This is a genomic window from Clostridium moutaii (genome assembly GCF_041205085.1).
In the GTDB taxonomy this organism is placed as follows: Bacteria; Bacillota; Clostridia; order Clostridiales; family Clostridiaceae; genus Clostridium_B; species Clostridium_B moutaii.
On record NZ_JBGEWD010000030.1, the window covers coordinates 1 to 18683 of the forward strand.

Consider the following 18683-nt stretch of genomic DNA (forward strand, 5'->3'; position numbering starts at 1 on the left):
CATTGTAAATATCTTGTGTTTTGCCAATTCTTCCACTTAGAAAATACCTTCTACAATATATTTTTAAATTGCCTGTTATATCTACTATTATGTATATCAAAAACCAAATTCTAGAGCTTAAAAACCGTATAGCACAGCTGTAGAAGGAGAATAAAGCCCTCCATGAGACAGTTGAATTTTTAACACGTAGAATTTGGGAAAGAATATTTGCCATGGGATCCATGGGTTCAATCTTCCTGCAAAAAGAGCAAATAGCAAAAAACGACCACTCTAACGAATGGTCGTTTTTTTGCAAATATACAACGGGTAATTCATCATTTACTCTTTTTATTTGATTTCACATAACTTTGACATTATACGAATTGCTAATTCTAATTTTGTGAAGTATTATTCTTAACAGATGTTAAAGCAGTTATCATAGCAGTTTCTTGATCCTGAGTGATAGTGCCAGCACTTACAAGAGTGTCAAGTTTATCCTTTAAGAAATTTTGTTTATTTGCTTTATTTGTAGTTTCAGAAGTAAACAAATTTTCTATAGCAGTTTCCTGATCTTGAGTAATAGTGCCTGCACTTACAAGAGTATCAAGTTTAGTTTTCAAGAAGTTTTTATTACCCTTTTCTTTTGTCTCAGCAGTATTAGTTTTAGAAGTAAATAGATTTAATACAGCAGTTTCTTGATCCTGAGTGATAGTACCAGCACTTACAAGAGTGTCAAGTTTACCCTTTAAGAAATTTTGTTTATTTGCTTTATTTGCAGTTTTAGAAGTAAACAAATTTTCTATAGCAGTTTCCTGATCCTGAGTAATAGTGCCTGCACTTACAAGAGTATCAAGTTTAGTTTTCAAGAAATTTTTATTACCCTTTTCTTTTGTCTCAGCAGTATTAGTTTTAGAAGTAAATAGATTTAATACAGCAGTTTCTTGATCCTGAGTGATAGTACCAGCACTTACAAGAGTGTCAAGTTTACCCTTTAAGAAATTTTGTTTATTTGCTTTATTTGCAGTTTTAGAAGTAAACAAATTTTCTATAGCAGTTTCCTGATCCTGAGTAATAGTGCCTGCACTTACAAGAGTATCAAGTTTAGTTTTCAAGAAATTTTTATTACCCTTTTCTTTTGTCTCAGCAGTATTAGTTTTAGAAGTAAATAGGTTTAATACAGCAGTTTCTTGATTTTCAGTAATAGTACCAGCAGTTACAAGAGTATCAAGTTTAGTTTTCAAGAAATTTTTATTACCCTTTTCTTTTGTCTCAGCAGTATTAGTTTTAGAAGTAAATAGGTTTAATACAGCAGTTTCTTGATTTTCAGTAATAGTACCAGCAGTTACAAGAGTATCAAGTTTACCCTTTAAGAAATTTTGTTTATTTGCCTTATTTGCAGTTTCAGAAGTAAATAAATTTAATGCAGCAGTTTCTTGATCTTGAGTAATAGTACCAGCAGTTACAAGAGCATCAAGCTTTGTTTTTAAGAAATTTTCAACATTTCCCTTTTTAAAATTTTTATTAGTAGTGTATGTTAATTTTGATGTATTGTTAGAGAGTGATGCTGCGTTAACCGTTGTAATACCTCCTGCACTAATTGATGCTACAATAGCTAAAGCTGTAACTAATTTTATATTCCTTTTTAGCATTTTCTATTACCTCCCAAAAAATTTTTGATATATATATAGTTGCATTAATTTATGGCAGTTTAATTGCAAATAAGTAAATAGACTGTTAACATTTTCTATTATTGATAAAATTAGTGCTTAAAGTTTTAATAATTCTGCCATATTCTTTTCTAATACTGCATTGACAATAAATAGGGATTTCAGCAACTTTTAAAACATATGTCGCTATTAACGATGCGATTTTCTACATGTTATTAGAGCTACTAAGGTAATATATAGACTTGAATAAAAACAGCATTATCAACACTGTATCCTATTTTACAGTGCCAATAGTGCCGATATTTTTACTGTTAGAAGAAATTTATCCAATTACTACTTTAATATATGGGTACACAAATTTCACAATGATGATTATTAACCATTTGGACTATATACCTTTCGATAATTGGTCTTGCTTCATCAAATTGATATCCTTGTCTTGATAATTCTGGGAAAACATCAATCCACGCTTTCTGAACTGCTTCTGCCGTATGATTAATTTTAAAAACAGCATATTTTCCTCCAACAATATTGCATTTACTTATATAGCCGTCAGTTACTGAATAGTCGTTTGAAACAACAATGCAAGTATCATAACGACAGCTTTCAGGTTTAGTAATTTCAGGATTATCCTGAGCAATTCCAAGTATTATGGATTTGTCATTAAGCAAATAGTTAAATTTTGCCCACTTTTTTAATTCTTTCATTGTTTGCACATTGTTAATTCCATAAGGGCCAATATGCCTTATATAAGCAATCCCATATGCTGGCATCTTTTCAATCATAATATCCATAATTTATTTTCTTTGCCCCCTTTAAAGAATAAACAACTTCTTCATTACAAGATTACTACGCTTTAGAATAGAAAGCAAAGCATTTTTTAAAAATGAGATTTGACTTTAGAGCCTAATATTTTGAAGCAACAGCTAATACCGACTATGGAATTATAATATCAGACATGCTATAATTTATTGGTACAATCAAATATGTTGCGTGTGGGCTACTGGTATCACTCATCCCTTTTTGAAGGGAGGTGATACAATGAGTAATGACATCTTGATGTTACTTTTTGAAGGAGGACTGTTCCTCATTTCACTTCTAACATTAATAGTATTACTTATAGAAAAAATCTCAAAAAAATAGTAGCCCCTTCGCAAGTGGTTACTACTATTTTTAAATATTTAATAGTGATACCAGTTGCCTAAGCAACTAGATTGTATACTGCAGGATGTTACTAGCATCCTGTTTTTATTTTGCTACTATTCTTTATTTATATTATATCACAGATCATTATTTTAAATCATATTTTCTATAAAATTATACTGAAAATTATATTTTCCAAGCTATTTTAAGTATAAAATATTACTATAAATAATATATTTTATAAAATTTTTTATTAATATTAACTTCAAGCAAATCTCTTTAACCAGCTCATATCCAACTCATTCCATAAAAGACCTACGTCATTTGTGGTAAGGTTCTCCGTAACTAGTGTAACGTAGATTTTCTAGNACCAGCTCATATCCAACTCATTCCATAAAAGACCTACGTCATTTGTGGTAAGGTTCTCCGTAACTAGTGTAACGTAGATTTTCTAGTATTTAAAAACAACTATAAACTTAAACCCCTCTTTTAAGTTTATACTATTAAATAAAATATTTATTATTACTTATTTCTGTCAGTTACAAATACACTTCCCTTTTCAGATAAATACGTTGAACGCTCAACAATATAATCAATTATTTTGTTGCTATCGCTCCATTTATATACATAACCTCTAGCATCAGGTGTATATTGTCTTGCTATATATTTTAACTGTTCTAAATTAAAACTATTCAAAAGTTCTCTAAGAGTAACCTCTCCATTATTTCTGTAAATTTCTATAGGATTTATTTTAAAATTATTCGTACCTTTAAGCTTCACATTTACTGACTTCTGATTTTTTTGAATATTAGTAATAGTAATATTTATATCTAACTGAATACAATTTAAAACCTGCTCATTATTTTTTAAAAAATTAAGTATTTTTAGAGCTTGATTTAATTGTTGTTTTTTTAAAAGAAACTTATCATCACCTGAAGATTCCTTCTTATTTACACTACTATGTTCTTTTAATAGTTCTTTAATATCTTTAATTTCGTTTTGCATTTGAGTTATCACATCATTTTTAGATTTATCAATTCCTAAATTTTTACCATTTTTTTTATTAGTTTCCCTTATAACTTCTTTAACATATTTTTTATTAAATCCTAGTTGTAGTATATCAACTAATGTTTTTCCTTCTGCAACTAAATTTAAAATTTGTTCTTTTTTTGTTGCCATATTAATGCCTCCTAATAATTACTTATTTGGCTCTTAAAATAAATTCATTGGTGATACTTTCATACGCATCGTATACTTGTTGACTATATCCATATTTTTGCTTCAAAGTATTAATTTTAACATCTATATCTGTAGATTCTGATATTCTAGTAGTTTCTTTTATATAATCTTTAAAAACTTTTGGAACACTGCTTTTATCTGTTTCTGGTAATTTACTTCTTGAAATCAAATCATCTCTAGTTTCTCTATGCATTCTACTTTGCATTCTATATTTGGTTATTACTATACCTAATGGTTTAATATTGTATGTCCTATTAATTAATTTAATATTATCTGAAACTTTATTTATTCTATCTTTAATTTGAGGTATTCCATATGTAGATAATATATCAGCAACAACTGGTATTAGATAATAGTCACTTAAATATATTCCATTTAAAGTTATAACTCCTAAATTTGGTGGACAATCTATAAGGATATAGTCATATTCATCTATAAGCTCCTGAGTTAAACAGTTTGCAAGAACTGTAATTGGACTTGGTGCAAAACTATTCATCTGATTGATCATAGGAATTCTATCTTGAGCGTCAAGTAAATCAATGCTTGATGGTAATAAATCTAAATTTGGTATTCCCCCATTTATACTTGATACACCTTTTATTATAGACTTACGTATATCAAAATAATCAGTATTATTTAATTTATCCAAAAACATTTGATGGATTGTTCTCTTATTATCGTTAGCTTTTTTCCATACTTTCTGATTTATTAACATTACTGTTGCATTTGTTTGTGGATCCAAATCAATTACTAAAACTTTTTTTCCTTTTTCAAATGTTAAAAATTCAGCCAAAGCAACAGTTGTAGTAGTTTTTCCAACTCCACCTTTTAAATTAATTAAGCTTATAACTTTCCCCATTTTCATCCTCCATTATAATTTTATATAGTAGAGATGAATAATAAATAAATTTTATTGACCTCTACTATATAAATGTCGTAATAATTAAGTTTCATATTTAATGATATTTTCTTTGTTGTTTTAAATTATTTTTAATTTTTTCTAATTTTTCTATTTGTGTTTTGTATTCTTCTTTTTTCCTATCGCTTCTAGATGCTGTTGGAAGTATCAAACTCTTAAGTTTCCCAATTACTTCATCAATAGACTCAATTACCCCATCATATACTTTTTGAAGTTCTGGATTGCTAATTTCATTTTCAAGCTTATCATACGACACAAATAATGGTGTTAAATTTAATTTTTCTTCTTCAATAATCTCATTTATCTTTTTTATTGCAATATTTATTCCTTTATTAAAGCCACCACACATATATAAAAACTTCTCCCTTCATATCATTTTTAATATTTAATATCTTAATTTTCTATTTATATATAATTATACTACATTTTACTACTCTATTACATAATTAATTCCAACATAATCCACTAATATACATAATCCTACACCTATGCCAAATCCTAATATGAAGTATTCCATTATTTTCACTTCCCTTTTTATTTCTTTAATCTTTTCCTTATCTCCATGTACACTGAAATGCCAAACAAGATACCTGCTTTAAACAAGTCTATCAGCTTCAAAAAAATCACCTCCCCTCGGAGCTGATTTTTTATCATATACATATTGTAAACACATTAAAAGAAGGAGAACCTCCATCACCTGGAGATTCTCCTTCTCTTGATTTTATAAAGTATTTCCGTATTTTTTCATCAAAATGCAGCTCTATACTGTCTATCTTTTTTCTGTCCCTGATGGTTATCTTCTTTATTATTACTTGAAGCAGTGTCTTCTGATCTTCTGGAGATGCTATTTCAAGAAGTTTATTAAAATCATTAAGTATGTTTTTTACTTGTTCATATGATATAATACCTGAATCATTATTTTCATGTTCTCTTTGAACTCTTTCTTTTCTATCTGAAAGTTCATCAATATCCCTTGTTATTTTCTCTATTCTTTCAGATAATACTTCCTTATTTATTATTCCATCTGTGTACAAGTCAAATATCCGATCCTTCTTCTTTGTCATATTATCCAGATTGAGATTTAATTGCTTTATTTCATCTTCTAGCGGCTTTATTATTTCTTGCCTTTTTCTATTTAGATTATTTACAATATCTTTTAGTATTCTCTTATTGAGAAGTACTTTTTTAATTCTTGATAGTACATATCGCTCTGCATAGTCAGCTCTTATCCCATTTGAATGACATGCCGCACTTCCCTTGCTTCTCCAATTTCCACATACATAGTATCTTGTAATCCTATAGCCACCACTTTTTAATTTATTCTTACTTCTTCCTGCCACCATGGATGCTCCACATTGAGGACATTTCATGAGTCCTGTCAGAAGATAGTTATTCTCAAATGTCTTCTTTGGCTTTCCACTCTTTATCTTGTACAATTCATGTACCTTGTTCCAAAGTTCTGTTGAAATTATAGGTTCATGCTCTCCATCAACTATAATTGGATTCTTGTTTATACCCTTTCTTCTCTTTTCAGTCCAGTTTTCTCTTACATTATATCTTATCTTGCCTATATAAATAGGATTCATTAGTATATCCTTTATTCCACCTGTAGAAAACATATTCCCTTTTTTAGTCTTGTATCCTTCATGATTAAGTTTATTACATATAGCTTTCAGCCCCTTTCCTGAAGAATACAATTCAAATATTTTCTTAACACTAATTGCTTCTTCTGGTATAACCTTTAGACTTGTCTCACTTTCTGAAATAGACACAGACTTATAGCCAAGTACAATTCCACCATTCCATTTTCCTGTTCTTGCCCTCTGCTTCATACCCATCTTAACATTTTCAACTGTAGTTTCCCTCTCAAATTCTCCTATAGAAGAAAGAACATTCATCATTAATTTTCCTGCTGCAGTAGAAGTGTCAAAAGCTTCCGAGCAACTCTTGAAACCTACTTCATACTTTTCAAATTCCTTTATTATAGTAAGCAGATCATATTGATTTCTTGCAAGTCTGTTTGTTTTCCATACCCATACTTCATCAAACTTTCCAGCTTCTGCATCCCTTATCATTTGTTGAAGCTGGAATCTGTTTTTCATTGACTTACCACTAATACCTTTGTCAGCATATACCTTCACTACCTCCTTTCCTTCAAATTTACATTTTTGTCTTATTATATTCTCTTGTGCATCTATACTGTATCCTTCTTCTGCCTGTTCCGCAGTAGATACCCTTACATATCCTGCTACTTTAATCATCTAGCATCATCCTCCAGAGTTATAATATATATTTCAAAATCCGTTTATTATAATCTTTGGTAAAATTAATACTGGCAACTATCAGCACGCCGAGAAATATATCTTAACGGTAGTGCCGATAGTGCCGATATTTTAGGGACTAAAAGGTGCCGGACAAACACTTTCCATTAGTACTTTTTATATATTAAAAAATATTACCATTTTACATTCTCTTTTTTATTAGAATTACCTGACTTATTATCAATATAGTTTTTTACTATATCTGATATAATATCTATCATTATTTCATAATCTACATCTCTTTTTTCCATTAGCTTCACCTCAAATTTATAAGTATTACTCATACATCATTGATTAAAAATTTGGTTAATATTATATAATCTCTTAATTAAAATTAAATATTTTGGTTATCCTTCATTTTTAACGAATTCTAACGGGATTTTTCCGTATAATTTCCCGCTAATAAAATTGAAATTTATAAGCTTATATATAAGTTTTTATTCAATTTCCCGTTTTCACACCTAAATTTAAATTGCTATTTATATTATTTTATAATCAATATTATTAATATTTAAATAACATATAAAAAAATAACGGGAAAACGTGAAGAATACTTTATTTTTTAATAATATCAATGGAATTTCAACTCCCGAAAAATAATAATTCACGTGAATTATTATTTTATTCTATATTTCCAGTACACTCATCTTTATTAATCTTTATAACATATACTGAAATATAGCCTCCATTTTTAAACAACTTTCTCTTTCTTGTATATCTATCTGATTCACAATCTAATATTCCACTTTTCTTCCATTTTTTTAATACTATTTTGTGATCTTCAAAGCCACCATCCTTCATAATTTTTTTAAATAAATTCACAGGAATGCAAATTTCATTATATTTTTCATTGTCCAATATGTTAATTTTCCCCATAATTTCATAAGAAGTATTTTTTGAATCATCATATAACAAATCTGATTTTAAAAACTTTTTATAATTTATATTTACCTGCTCCAAAAAATAATCAAAAGCAACTTTATCCATTTCTCTACCTTCAATTGATTGACTTTCATTTTCTAATAAAAAATCACAAACTTTTTCAACATCAATAGAAATATTTAAAAATTCATTTACTTTCGATGCTGTATACACCAATACTGCATACTTCCATGATCTTCTATTTGAATATTTATCAATAATTTTTTTATTTTCCATTTCCATGATTATTTTATTTCTTACTTTTTTTAATTCTTCGTTTAGCTTTGATATATCAACCTTATCAATAAGACTTTCAACAAATTTAATACCTGCATGTCCATAGTTTTTTAGTATGGTTTTTTGTATAATTTCGGCGCTTTCAGCATTCATTGTCCATGAAACATTGTCAAAATTTATAATACGAAGCTTTGCTCCTGTATTTTTTTTGGATTTTTCTAAAAGAGAAAATTCCCCTGTCGATATAAACGTACTAGCCCATGTGCCAGTATCATCAATATTTAAATCCTTATCTAGTCTTTTCTTATCTCTGTTCCCTACAATTTTATAAATAAATTTTGTAAAGTCATTTACATCTATCATGGATACCTCATCAAACAATACAGCCAATCCATGATTTCCAATAACATTATTAAACATTGCATTCTCCGTTGAATTCCATGTGTTTGAAAGTCCATTATTAATTTTTGTACTAGGATTACCCCATATAGAAATAGCAAGCATCGCTGCTGTAGTCTTCCCAGCAGTGCTATCTCCACAAAGATGTACAAGTATGGAATCAAAGCTTGACGTAAATCCCATTAACCCAACAATTGCAGATGAAAACCCTATAGTCAATATAGTTTCTAAATATACATTGCCAACAACATAATCTGAAACCATTTTATACCACACATCATATTTTCCTTTAGGTTCTATATCTAAATCTTCATTATAATGTGAAGAAATGTTGATTCCCGAAAAGTGTTTAAATATAATTTTATTATCAAAGATTCCAAATCCAAGAGCGGAGTGCACCAAAGTTATTGGTGCCTCCTTTTCCTGTAATTGTAAGTTTCTTATAATTTCTGAAGCATTTGCTTCTGTAACATCCATTCCATAATCCTGCATTTTTATTATCTCTTTTTTCGTTAAATATGAACTTCTTATAACTTCTAAATTATTTTTATAACCTTTAAAATCGAATTCAAGAATAGCGGAATATTCATCGGTATCAATATTTTTGTTTACATTTACTAATTTTACTATACTATTATCATGATTTTCATTTTTTAATTTATTTTCAGATAATATTTTATTCTTTTTATCCATAAACTTCACCTCAAAACTTATATCTTACTCACGATTCACAGGATCACAAAAAGCTATATTACAATATCCTATACCCCGTTGAGTATAATAATGATGCAAAACTGCTATTATTTCCTTACCCTCTAAGCTTTTCAATTCAAATTCACCTTCAGGTTGATACCCAAGAGCATCGCATACAAATTTTGCAAGATTATCATTTTTACCATTTTTTAATAAAAATAATTGTCTAAATTTATTTTTTTCCTCGTCTTCAAATATAAATTCAATTCTTATAACACCTTCATACTCCCCGTACATTTTTGTGGAATTAAATTCTATAATTTTTAATTTCACTTCACCTTCTGGATACTCAGGAACTTTAATATCTTCATCCATAATATCAAACAGATTTATTTTATTTATTGCCAATTCACTACGAAAATTTTTAAGAGCTTCTGGAAGTTCTCTCATTATTATCCACCTCATTGTTTAATTATTTTCATGAGATCTCAAGTATAAATATCAACTTAAAACCTCACGGTTACTTGTTTTTAAATTAATTTTGAAAATCTATTATATCAATTTTTTTATTTTCTTCATTTTCAAACACAATTTATTAAATTTGGGATTATAATTGAATTTATCCTTCATCTTTTTGTCTAACTTTTTAGGATCATCTAAGAAGCTTCCAGTGTTCACCTCTAAATCTTTTATATTGACATAGTCCAAATTTTTTACAAATTGCAATGATAACTTTAAATATTTTTCCCCGCAATCAATAATTTGAAAATTATTGGCAATCCATTTTACTTCTATAGAATTACTAAAAATAAAAATTTCTAATGGAATCATTGGAATTTTATACACTTCTTTTATAATACTTTTTAAAATTTCATCAAATCTTTTTTTAGAAAAATTTTTCACTTTTATTATTCCTAAAAACTTGTATACAGAATTTTTCAAACCATAGTGGTTTTTTCTAACTTCATCGTAGGCAGATGTTTCCAATACTTCTAGCTTATTTTTATTAATTTGACAATAATTTTGGCCCATTTTTTATCTCCTTATATAACAGAAGCTGCAACTTTTATTATCTTATTTTTTTTAGTTAAGCTTTACTATGAGTATATTTTAAAATATTTTAATTTTTAATGGAAATGCAAAACTTACTATTATTTAGGAGGTAATTTTTTCTAATTTTTCCTCTTAATTAGTTTAATCAAGAGCATTCTTTTACATATTAGATATAATTATTTTATATAGCATATAATCATTATTTTTAATCTATTTCGCATTTTTTTAACTTATTTCATTTTATGTCGTATATTTTTTTATCATTTTTTCAAATTCATCTATCATTTTATCTTTATCATTCCATTTTTCTAATATCTCATTATAAGAATTATCCTTTTTTACTTTATTATATATCTTACTAACTTCATTGTTATCTAATGATCCTTTTGGCAGAAATATTAATTTAATATCATAATTGTTAATTTCTTTTATGCTAGGTTTGAAATTATTATCACTATTCAAAATTATTATATAAGTATTAAATTTAAAATCATTTTCCATAATTTTTTGTATTTCTTCAAACACTTTACTATCAAATTTCCTGATGTTTTTAATATCTAGCATATAATCATATGTAGGATTTTCTGTATAAAATAAGTATCCATAATATTCTTCATATTTTTTACCATTTATATATTCAAATGGCCATGATACTTTTCCAAAAAATATCTTGCCTAAATAACATATATCAAAATACCAAATTTTATATCCTTTCTTACTCTCATACATCTCAATCATATTCTTAACTTCATTAATTAATTTTTTATTTTTTTTAATATTGTAATTTTTGGATTTATATGTAGTATTACTTTTATGTAGGATTCTTCTGCAAAATGCTTTATCAACATTTACCTTAAATTTATTTTTTATATAATACTTCAACAAATCCTCATTCCATATTGAGCAATTTAGTCCTATTTTCAAAGGATTTATCTCTATATTTTGCAATACTATTTCTCTTTCATATTCACTTAACCTTAATTTATTCTTATAACAAAAAAAATCATTTTTTTCGTATTGATTTACTATTCTCTCTATAGTTCTAGAAGATATATCATTTTTATAACTGTTATAAGCATTTTTACTTCCACCATAATAATCTATCAATGCTTGTATTTTTATTGCTATCTTTGAATCTTTATTATTTATTTTTTCTAAATGTTTATTTAAATCTTCAATTTTTCTATTTTTTTCATCACTATATTTTTTAGTCATTTAATCACCAACCTAAACAATATTATCAAGGTAAATATTAATATATACTTGTACATTAATCAATTTAAGCACAAAAAAAATAGCAACTACATTTTAGTTACTACTTTTTAATAATTTCTTTTAACTTCTAGTCATAGTCACAAATATTCTCTTGTCTTTGTCATCACTAAACACTGCATCAAAACTATTCTCACTCTTCATATATAGTATGAAGGTTGTATTTATGGGGCTGTCTGAAATTACTGCACCTCCACCATTGTTGCTATCTGCCCTTACAGTCATATTATACAGGTACAACTTATAGGCATTCTTCCCAAGTTCCTCTATCTTGTATGCATAGGTTGAATCAATTCCAGAAATATATGTGCATTTTAATTCAAGTGTTTTATCATCTTCTATATTTATATCTATTGTTGCTTTACTATTTAATATTTCCTGCTTTGAGCCTACCCAGTTTCCTACAAGGAAATCTCCAGATATTGTATCTTGAGGTGTCTTGATAGGCACAAATCTACGGATAAAGTCAAGATAGCTCATAGCTGCATATGACCTGTCTCCGGAATGATCCTCGAATTTTACACTTTGCTTATCTTCTGTATAATTTCCAGAACCAGCATAATCTTTAGTAATCATATTTTCACTACTAACATATATGGAGCTATTGATTCCACTGTCATCTTTTAAGAATGTATATTCAGTATAGTGTATTCCATCCGAATACTTGTTTTTATCTGGCACATCTACTGAAACACCATCTGTATTAATATAGTGTCTTATATTATTAGGTGAAAATCTTACATCATACCCATCTCCAACTATGGTTTTACTGCCATCAGCATCGACTATTGTCCTATTATCAGGATTATTGGGATTTATATTCGTAACTTTTGGAACTACTGAACCTTTGGCATTAAAAGGCATATCTTTCTTAATCTTACTTGTTACAGGTATCTTATTGGATATCTTACTCAGTACAGTATTTTGTATTTTATCAAATTCTATTCCTGAAACTGCCATTATAATCCCTATAATAACTATTATTACAGTCAGAATTCCCGTCTTTCTACCTTTAACAGTTTTAATGAGCATCAATATTAAAGTCAATAATGTCATTAAAAATCCACATGCAAATAATATTAAACTTATGTATTTCATTTCTATATCACCTACTTAGAAGTAGTTTTGCTACTACCGGATGCCTTTGATATTATCCATATTATTATACAAATCAATATCAGCCACTTTGCTACTTTTCCAAACAAAAATGCTATAATATTTCCTGCAAACCAGCATCCCATGAAAGTAGAAGCCATTCCCTTGAATCCAAAATAATATATGTTAAACATATTATTCAATATCCCGAATATTACTATTCCTAAAATAAATCCTATTATCAAAATTAATATTTCCATAATTATATTCTCCTTTGTTTATTTTTAATTGTTAAATAATTTAACAATACTCTGTGGCTGTTCATTTGCTTGGATGAGCATTGCTTCTGCTGCTTGTGACAGAGTATTATCCTTTACAAGACCCATCATCTCTTTTGCCATATCTGTATCTCTAATTCTTGATTCAGAAGATGTTATATTATAATCATAGTTTTCAACGTTGTTTAGGGTATGTTCCAGTGAAACTTCATATGCTCCCATTCTTGAGCGATGTGAAGATACTGTTTGTATTGCATCATCAATCTTTGATATAACATTTTCTGCACTACTTCTTGTCCTTATATCCAAATTAGAGACTCCAATATTTGAAGTTCTTACATCACAAAGACCTATTTGCATAGTTTGTCCTGAATTTGCTCCTACCTGTAGTGTTATATCTGGCTCATTACTTTCAGTATTATTAGTTTCATCAGGTATACTCTCTTCATATTCTGGAACACCAAATGAAAATCCATCTATATCTCAAACAACAAGCTGTTTTCCATCCCATATTATTTTTGGATCACCTGTACTTCCTGAATTATGCAGTTCTTTTTGAAAAGACCAGTTTATACCATCATTGGAGTTGTATATTACAGTTTTTCCTCCAACCCCATTCGTTCCAACTGCAAAATACTGATTTCCATCATAGGTTATACTTGAAAATTTGTAATTAGTACTTGTATCATTAGCTACTCGTACCTGATTCCAATTGACTCCATCATCTGACACAAGTACCGAACTATTGTATTCACCAAATATAAAGTATTTATCTCCTTCATAAACAACTGAATCTTTTGAATAACCATATGATATGGTATACAGTTGCAGGCTACCTTGGTTAGTCCAGTTTATTCCATCATCAGATGTAAATATCCCGTTATAGCCTGTCCCTACATATTTTCCTTTCCCGTAACAAATGAAACCTATATTGTCTGGATCATCATGGACATCCCAGTTGACTCCATCGTTTGAAGTAAGCACTTTATAATCTCCAATTTGATATTTTCCTACAGCAACAAATTTATCACCATCATAGGCAATTGAATTTTGCTCCATTCCAAATGCATTTAAATTAATATAAGGATTTGTATTGACATCATTACTCCAATTGACACCATCATTTGAATAGACAATACCTCCATCATCTATTCCAACAGCAGTACTTATAGAACCTGTAGCTACATAAATATTTTTGCCATAACCAATTCCCGACAAGGACTGATTACTGTCCACTTGCTCCCAGTTCATGCCATCATTAGAATATACAATCTTATGCCCATCAGTAGACATGTATTTACCATCATTCTTGTTAAAACAAACGTCATTAGCAGTGAAATTGATATTATCATTTACATAATTCCAATCAATATTTTTTAAAACAGACTTATTTACATTATTATCTCCTGTAGTTGACTTTACTGGTTCCAAATTCAACAGCTTAATTCCATTAAACTCTGTATTGTTTGCTATACTGTCAATGGAATTTTTCATCTGGTCAAATTCCTGCTGCAAAACCTCTCTGTCTTCATCTGTCAAAGTACCATTAGATGCTTGTACTGCTAGTTTTCTCATTCTTTGAAGAGGTGGACTTAGAATTGAACTTAATCCTCCCTCTGCCGTCTGGACCAGAGATATGCCATCTTGAATATTTCTTGAAGCCATTTGAAGTCCTCTTATTTGTCCCCTCATCTTTTCACTTATAGAAAGACCTGCCGCATCATCGGATGCACCATTTATACGAAGTCCAGAAGATAACTTTTCCATAGCTTTTGCTGTATTATTGGTGGCATTCTTTAGTTTGTTACCGGCAATAATTGAATTTATATTATGAGCTATTACCACTTTTCTCCCTCCAAACTTTAATTATTTATATTATAGAAATAGCTTAATATCCACTTCCAGTGCTTTAGACAGCTTGTCCAGTGTTTTTATAGAAGGTGTAGTCCTTCCAACCTCAAGATCTGAAAGATACGTATTAGATATTCCTGCTCTCTTTGCCAGTTCATATTGTTTCATACCTTTTTTGAGTCTTATCTTCTTGATTTTCTGACCTATATTATCCAAAATCCCCACCCCCATAATATTATTATACGATTATTACGTATTAACACAAGTAATATTTACGTATATTATATAATATTTTGTAATTTTAACATATTATTTTACATTTTTTCTGATTTTGTTTATACTTTAGTTATTACGTTATTTACGGAATAGAAGGAGTTATATTATGAGTATGATAGGAAGTAAACTAAAAAATATTAGAAAAGCCAATGGCCTTTCATTAAAAGAACTGTCAAATAGAATTGACGGAAAGATATCAATATCATTTTTGAGTGATATTGAAAATGGAAGAAGCAACCCCTCATTTGAAAACTTGAAACTTATTGCTGCAGCCCTTGAGACTCCAGTTTCTTTTTTCATAGAGGATTCAGAGAATAACATATTCTCCAATGCCGCCAATGATGCTGATTTCATGCATGTGATTAATCTACTTCAAGATTTCAAGGATTGGAACATAGAAGATAAAAAAGAACTGCTTTACTATCTAAAAGCCAAAAAGGTAATTAGAGATAATACAAATATTTAGACTTGAAAAGAATAAACACTATCACCACTGTATCCTATTTCTTACAGTGACGATAGTGCCGATATTTTTGTTATTAGGATGGTTTCCATTTTTGATTATTTTTTATCAAAGAAATCTATATTTTACAGACTTTTTTAACAGTCTCCATTTTAATGGATTATTCATTTTTATAGTTGAGGCATTAAATATTAATAATAGAAAGTTTACTATTAAACATCTTATATATTCAGATCGTATAAAAATTTGTTATTCCAGGCGGATATATTTTATCTAACCACGAAGCATAATCAAATATGATTGCTTCAACATCATGCCAAAACCTATCGTAAAACTCAATAAATTTTTTTATTTTATTATCACAAGGATTTTCCATTTTTGTTTTTTGAATTATTACATCTTTTTGATATTTTAATCTAATATAACTACAATTCATTCGAATTGATTTAATTAATTCTACAATAAGTTTCATATCTGATGATTCTGTATATGTTACCAAGTTGTCAAAACAATTGCATACGTCATACATTGCAATGATACAATCCATTGCTTCATAAGGAAAATTATTAAGATTTAATTTAAGATCATTTTTGAAATTAGAAATACTAATATGCTTATCTTTCAACAATAAATTATCACAATATACTGGTTTTGATACCTTAAACTTGTTTATTAAATCTTTACAAAAACCTCTACGATTAAATTTAATTGCTGGAATTACAATATTGTACCCATCTATTCGTCTCAAATCATCATTATCTATACAAGAAAAATATGTTATTCCTCTTATAATATTTGAGTTTCTACACACCCATTGCAACAGCATTTGTGAAATTATGTATTCAGGTTTAAAAACCGACTTTCCACTAAGATTTACAATTGAACAAGCTAATATTAAAGAATATGTTTTTATGTATTTACATACAGATTTTAATAAGCTATCTTCATTATCTTTACTCATTGCAACTAAAGCATCGTTGGCAAATTTTCTTGGTGAAATAAAAGTTATAAATTTCCAATCATTATTAGGGTTAGGATCGCTAACATATTGAAATTCTGAATAATAAAATTTTTTTGGCAACCCACATTCTTGCCAAGCAATACCTAAATACGTAGCTAAATATAAACAAGGATGTCCAGCTAAACTATATCTTTCATTGGTTACTAAATTTCTTTTCATATAAGGTATATGAAATAGTTCACTTGGTCTTTTCAAATTCTTACCAGTTTTCACCTTACGAATTCTGAATAGTCCTGTATTACAGTGTTGAATTCCATTTATCCCTGTAATCAGCAAATCATCTTTCATATTCTCTAATAAATCATCAAAAACAATTTGTGCTTCCTTAAAATTTAAATTATCATACAGCGAAAAAACTTTTAGAATTTTTTTAAAATTTATCCTTATGTCTTTTTTAGTTTCACTTAGTTTTTTATAAAATTCTTGTGAATGAAAACGATTTTCTTTTCTATTAATCATATTATCAAAATCTGAAAGAAAATTATCCATCATTTTTTTATAATACCTTTTAATTTCAAAATTTTTATTATAAGCTGGTAAATTATATTTTAATAAAAATGATGTAAAATCTTCCTCGTACCAATTATATCGCAAGTCTACTGCCTCCCCATCTAATGAATAAATTAAATAATTATAAATTATTTTATCTTTGTGAATTAACTCATAAGTAGATTGTATCATTTTGTACAATATCTTACTATTATTAATACTCTTGAATAGTTTTTGTACATATTTCACGGAAAGTAGAAGAAAGCGTGGCCAACATACATTGCCCCCTTTATATTCCAAAGATATCGGCACTATCGTCACTACCAGCACTTTCTTTATTTACTTCTATCACTGAGGTTTTTAGATATAAAAAATTAGACTTGATTATTGAATTTTAATATTCAGAAGCTTCCATCATTACTGTATGCTCTGAATCATCTATGACATATATCTTAGCATTTACTGGATTACTTACTTTCAAAAATATCTGCTGCTTATATTCCGGCTGTTCCTGAAAATGTACTATCTCCTGATTATAAGAATTATTAAACTCTCTAGTATTCTCTATTTTCTTTAACTCAAATACTTGCAAATAATCCATATGGAAATTGTCTACTAACTTTAACTTATCAATAATATTCCATATTTCCATCTGTATTTCTTCATCTACATTTTCACGTATTCCTATAGTTATATATCTTTTATTATCAAACATTTACAATAACCCCTTTTCCTTAAAACTGCAATACTGCTTGTCTCCTATGATTATGTGATCCATAACATTGATACCTATAATATCTCCACATTTCTTTAATCTATTTGTCATATTAACATCTTCATTAGACGGTTCTACGTCCCCTGACGGATGATTATGAAACAATACTATTGAAGCTGTATTGCTCAAAATTGCAGCTTTGAATACTTCTCTTGAATGAACAATTGATTTGTTGATGCTGCCTACAGATACAATATTAATCAACGTAGGCTTGTTTTTAGTGTCCAGACAGCATATTATAAACTTCTCTCTGTCTGCATTTTCAAGAAACATTCTGCCCAGTTTTTCTGCATCACTGGGTGATTTTATAATTCTTATATCAAATAATATATTCTTCTCCCTTACCATTTCTATTGAAACTATACCTATTCTTTTGCGGGGAACATTTTCAACCTTATCTATATTAGATATATTCTCATCAATTTCATTTGACATCTTTCAATTCCCCTTTGTCCTGATTTTTAGATTGTTTCTGATTCAATAATTCATTCAAATTTTTTATGAATTCCTTTGAAAATACTGAATTCTCTATAGCTTGCTTTATTAATGTATATGTCAATAACTTTTTAGGTCAAAAGGCCATCCAATTTTA

At 28.2% G+C, this 18683-nt stretch carries 20 protein-coding genes; 2 read left to right on the forward strand and 18 right to left on the reverse strand.

From position 1 onward, the window contains the following. Positions 1-371: 371 nt before the first annotated feature. Positions 372-1628 carry a hypothetical protein gene (locus tag AB8U03_RS17375; protein ID WP_369705809.1) on the reverse strand — a complete coding sequence of 419 codons (1257 nt, stop codon included), beginning with the start codon at positions 1626-1628 and terminating at the stop codon, positions 372-374. 356 nt (positions 1629-1984) lie between these two features. Beyond that, entirely contained in the window at positions 1985-2440 is a 456-nt protein-coding gene (locus AB8U03_RS17380; protein WP_369705810.1) for an AraC family transcriptional regulator, read from the reverse strand. 265 nt (positions 2441-2705) lie between these two features. On the opposite strand from AB8U03_RS17380, the gene AB8U03_RS17385 reads away from it, so the two are divergent. Continuing rightward, complete coding sequence (locus AB8U03_RS17385; protein WP_369705828.1) at positions 2706-2789, forward strand: putative holin-like toxin; 84 nt, start codon at positions 2706-2708, stop codon at positions 2787-2789. A 522-nt stretch (positions 2790-3311) separates the two neighbouring features. On the opposite strand, the gene AB8U03_RS17390 is transcribed toward AB8U03_RS17385, so the two are convergent. From AB8U03_RS17390 to AB8U03_RS17450, 13 genes are all read right to left on the reverse strand, one after another. Further along, a complete protein-coding gene (locus AB8U03_RS17390; RefSeq protein ID WP_369705811.1) occupies positions 3312-3968 on the reverse strand; it encodes a hypothetical protein in 657 nt (218 codons plus the stop codon). Between the two features lie 22 nt (positions 3969-3990). Further along, positions 3991-4887 (reverse strand): ParA family protein, encoded by an 897-nt coding sequence (locus AB8U03_RS17395; protein ID WP_369705812.1) that lies wholly within the window; start codon positions 4885-4887, stop codon positions 3991-3993. Between the two features lie 97 nt (positions 4888-4984). After that, positions 4985-5296, reverse strand: a complete 312-nt coding sequence (locus AB8U03_RS17400; protein ID WP_369705813.1) for a hypothetical protein — start codon at positions 5294-5296, stop codon at positions 4985-4987. 301 nt (positions 5297-5597) lie between these two features. Continuing rightward, positions 5598-7208 (reverse strand): recombinase family protein, encoded by a 1611-nt coding sequence (locus tag AB8U03_RS17405; protein WP_369705814.1) that lies wholly within the window; start codon positions 7206-7208, stop codon positions 5598-5600. A 681-nt stretch (positions 7209-7889) separates the two neighbouring features. Continuing rightward, positions 7890-9518: a DUF927 domain-containing protein gene (locus AB8U03_RS17410; RefSeq protein ID WP_369705815.1), complete on the reverse strand. Its 1629-nt coding sequence runs from the start codon at positions 9516-9518 to the stop codon at positions 7890-7892. A gap of 24 nt (positions 9519-9542) precedes the next feature. Continuing rightward, positions 9543-9968 (reverse strand): hypothetical protein, encoded by a 426-nt coding sequence (locus tag AB8U03_RS17415; protein WP_369705816.1) that lies wholly within the window; start codon positions 9966-9968, stop codon positions 9543-9545. Between the two features lie 102 nt (positions 9969-10070). Further along, entirely contained in the window at positions 10071-10550 is a 480-nt protein-coding gene (locus tag AB8U03_RS17420; RefSeq protein ID WP_369705817.1) for a hypothetical protein, read from the reverse strand. Between the two features lie 261 nt (positions 10551-10811). Beyond that, positions 10812-11786: a hypothetical protein gene (locus tag AB8U03_RS17425; protein ID WP_369705818.1), complete on the reverse strand. Its 975-nt coding sequence runs from the start codon at positions 11784-11786 to the stop codon at positions 10812-10814. A gap of 120 nt (positions 11787-11906) precedes the next feature. After that, positions 11907-12941 carry a hypothetical protein gene (locus AB8U03_RS17430; RefSeq protein ID WP_369705819.1) on the reverse strand — a complete coding sequence of 345 codons (1035 nt, stop codon included), beginning with the start codon at positions 12939-12941 and terminating at the stop codon, positions 11907-11909. An 11-nt stretch (positions 12942-12952) separates the two neighbouring features. Next, positions 12953-13198, reverse strand: coding sequence for a hypothetical protein (locus AB8U03_RS17435; RefSeq protein WP_369705820.1), 246 nt, complete (start codon positions 13196-13198; stop codon positions 12953-12955). Positions 13199-13222: 24 nt separating this feature from the next. After that, a complete protein-coding gene (locus AB8U03_RS17440) occupies positions 13223-13576 on the reverse strand; it encodes a flagellin (RefSeq protein WP_369705821.1) in 354 nt (117 codons plus the stop codon). A 123-nt stretch (positions 13577-13699) separates the two neighbouring features. Further along, a complete protein-coding gene (locus tag AB8U03_RS17445) occupies positions 13700-15061 on the reverse strand; it encodes a flagellin N-terminal helical domain-containing protein (RefSeq protein WP_369705822.1) in 1362 nt (453 codons plus the stop codon). Positions 15062-15091: 30 nt separating this feature from the next. Beyond that, positions 15092-15283 (reverse strand): helix-turn-helix domain-containing protein, encoded by a 192-nt coding sequence (locus AB8U03_RS17450; protein ID WP_369705823.1) that lies wholly within the window; start codon positions 15281-15283, stop codon positions 15092-15094. A 166-nt stretch (positions 15284-15449) separates the two neighbouring features. Between AB8U03_RS17450 and AB8U03_RS17455 the strand changes: the two genes are divergently transcribed. Then, positions 15450-15809, forward strand: coding sequence for a helix-turn-helix domain-containing protein (locus tag AB8U03_RS17455; RefSeq protein WP_369705824.1), 360 nt, complete (start codon positions 15450-15452; stop codon positions 15807-15809). Between the two features lie 226 nt (positions 15810-16035). On the opposite strand, the gene AB8U03_RS17460 is transcribed toward AB8U03_RS17455, so the two are convergent. The 3 genes from AB8U03_RS17460 to AB8U03_RS17470 all read right to left on the reverse strand — a co-directional run bounded on the left by AB8U03_RS17460 (position 16036) and on the right by AB8U03_RS17470 (position 18526). Continuing rightward, positions 16036-17421: a hypothetical protein gene (locus tag AB8U03_RS17460; RefSeq protein WP_369705825.1), complete on the reverse strand. Its 1386-nt coding sequence runs from the start codon at positions 17419-17421 to the stop codon at positions 16036-16038. Positions 17422-17710: 289 nt separating this feature from the next. Continuing rightward, entirely contained in the window at positions 17711-18031 is a 321-nt protein-coding gene (locus AB8U03_RS17465; RefSeq protein WP_369705826.1) for a DUF960 family protein, read from the reverse strand. Next, the gene (locus tag AB8U03_RS17470; protein WP_369705827.1) at positions 18032-18526 is read right to left on the reverse strand and encodes a JAB domain-containing protein; all 495 of its coding nucleotides are present in this window, start codon (positions 18524-18526) and stop codon (positions 18032-18034) included. Between the last annotated feature and the right edge of the window lie 157 nt (positions 18527-18683).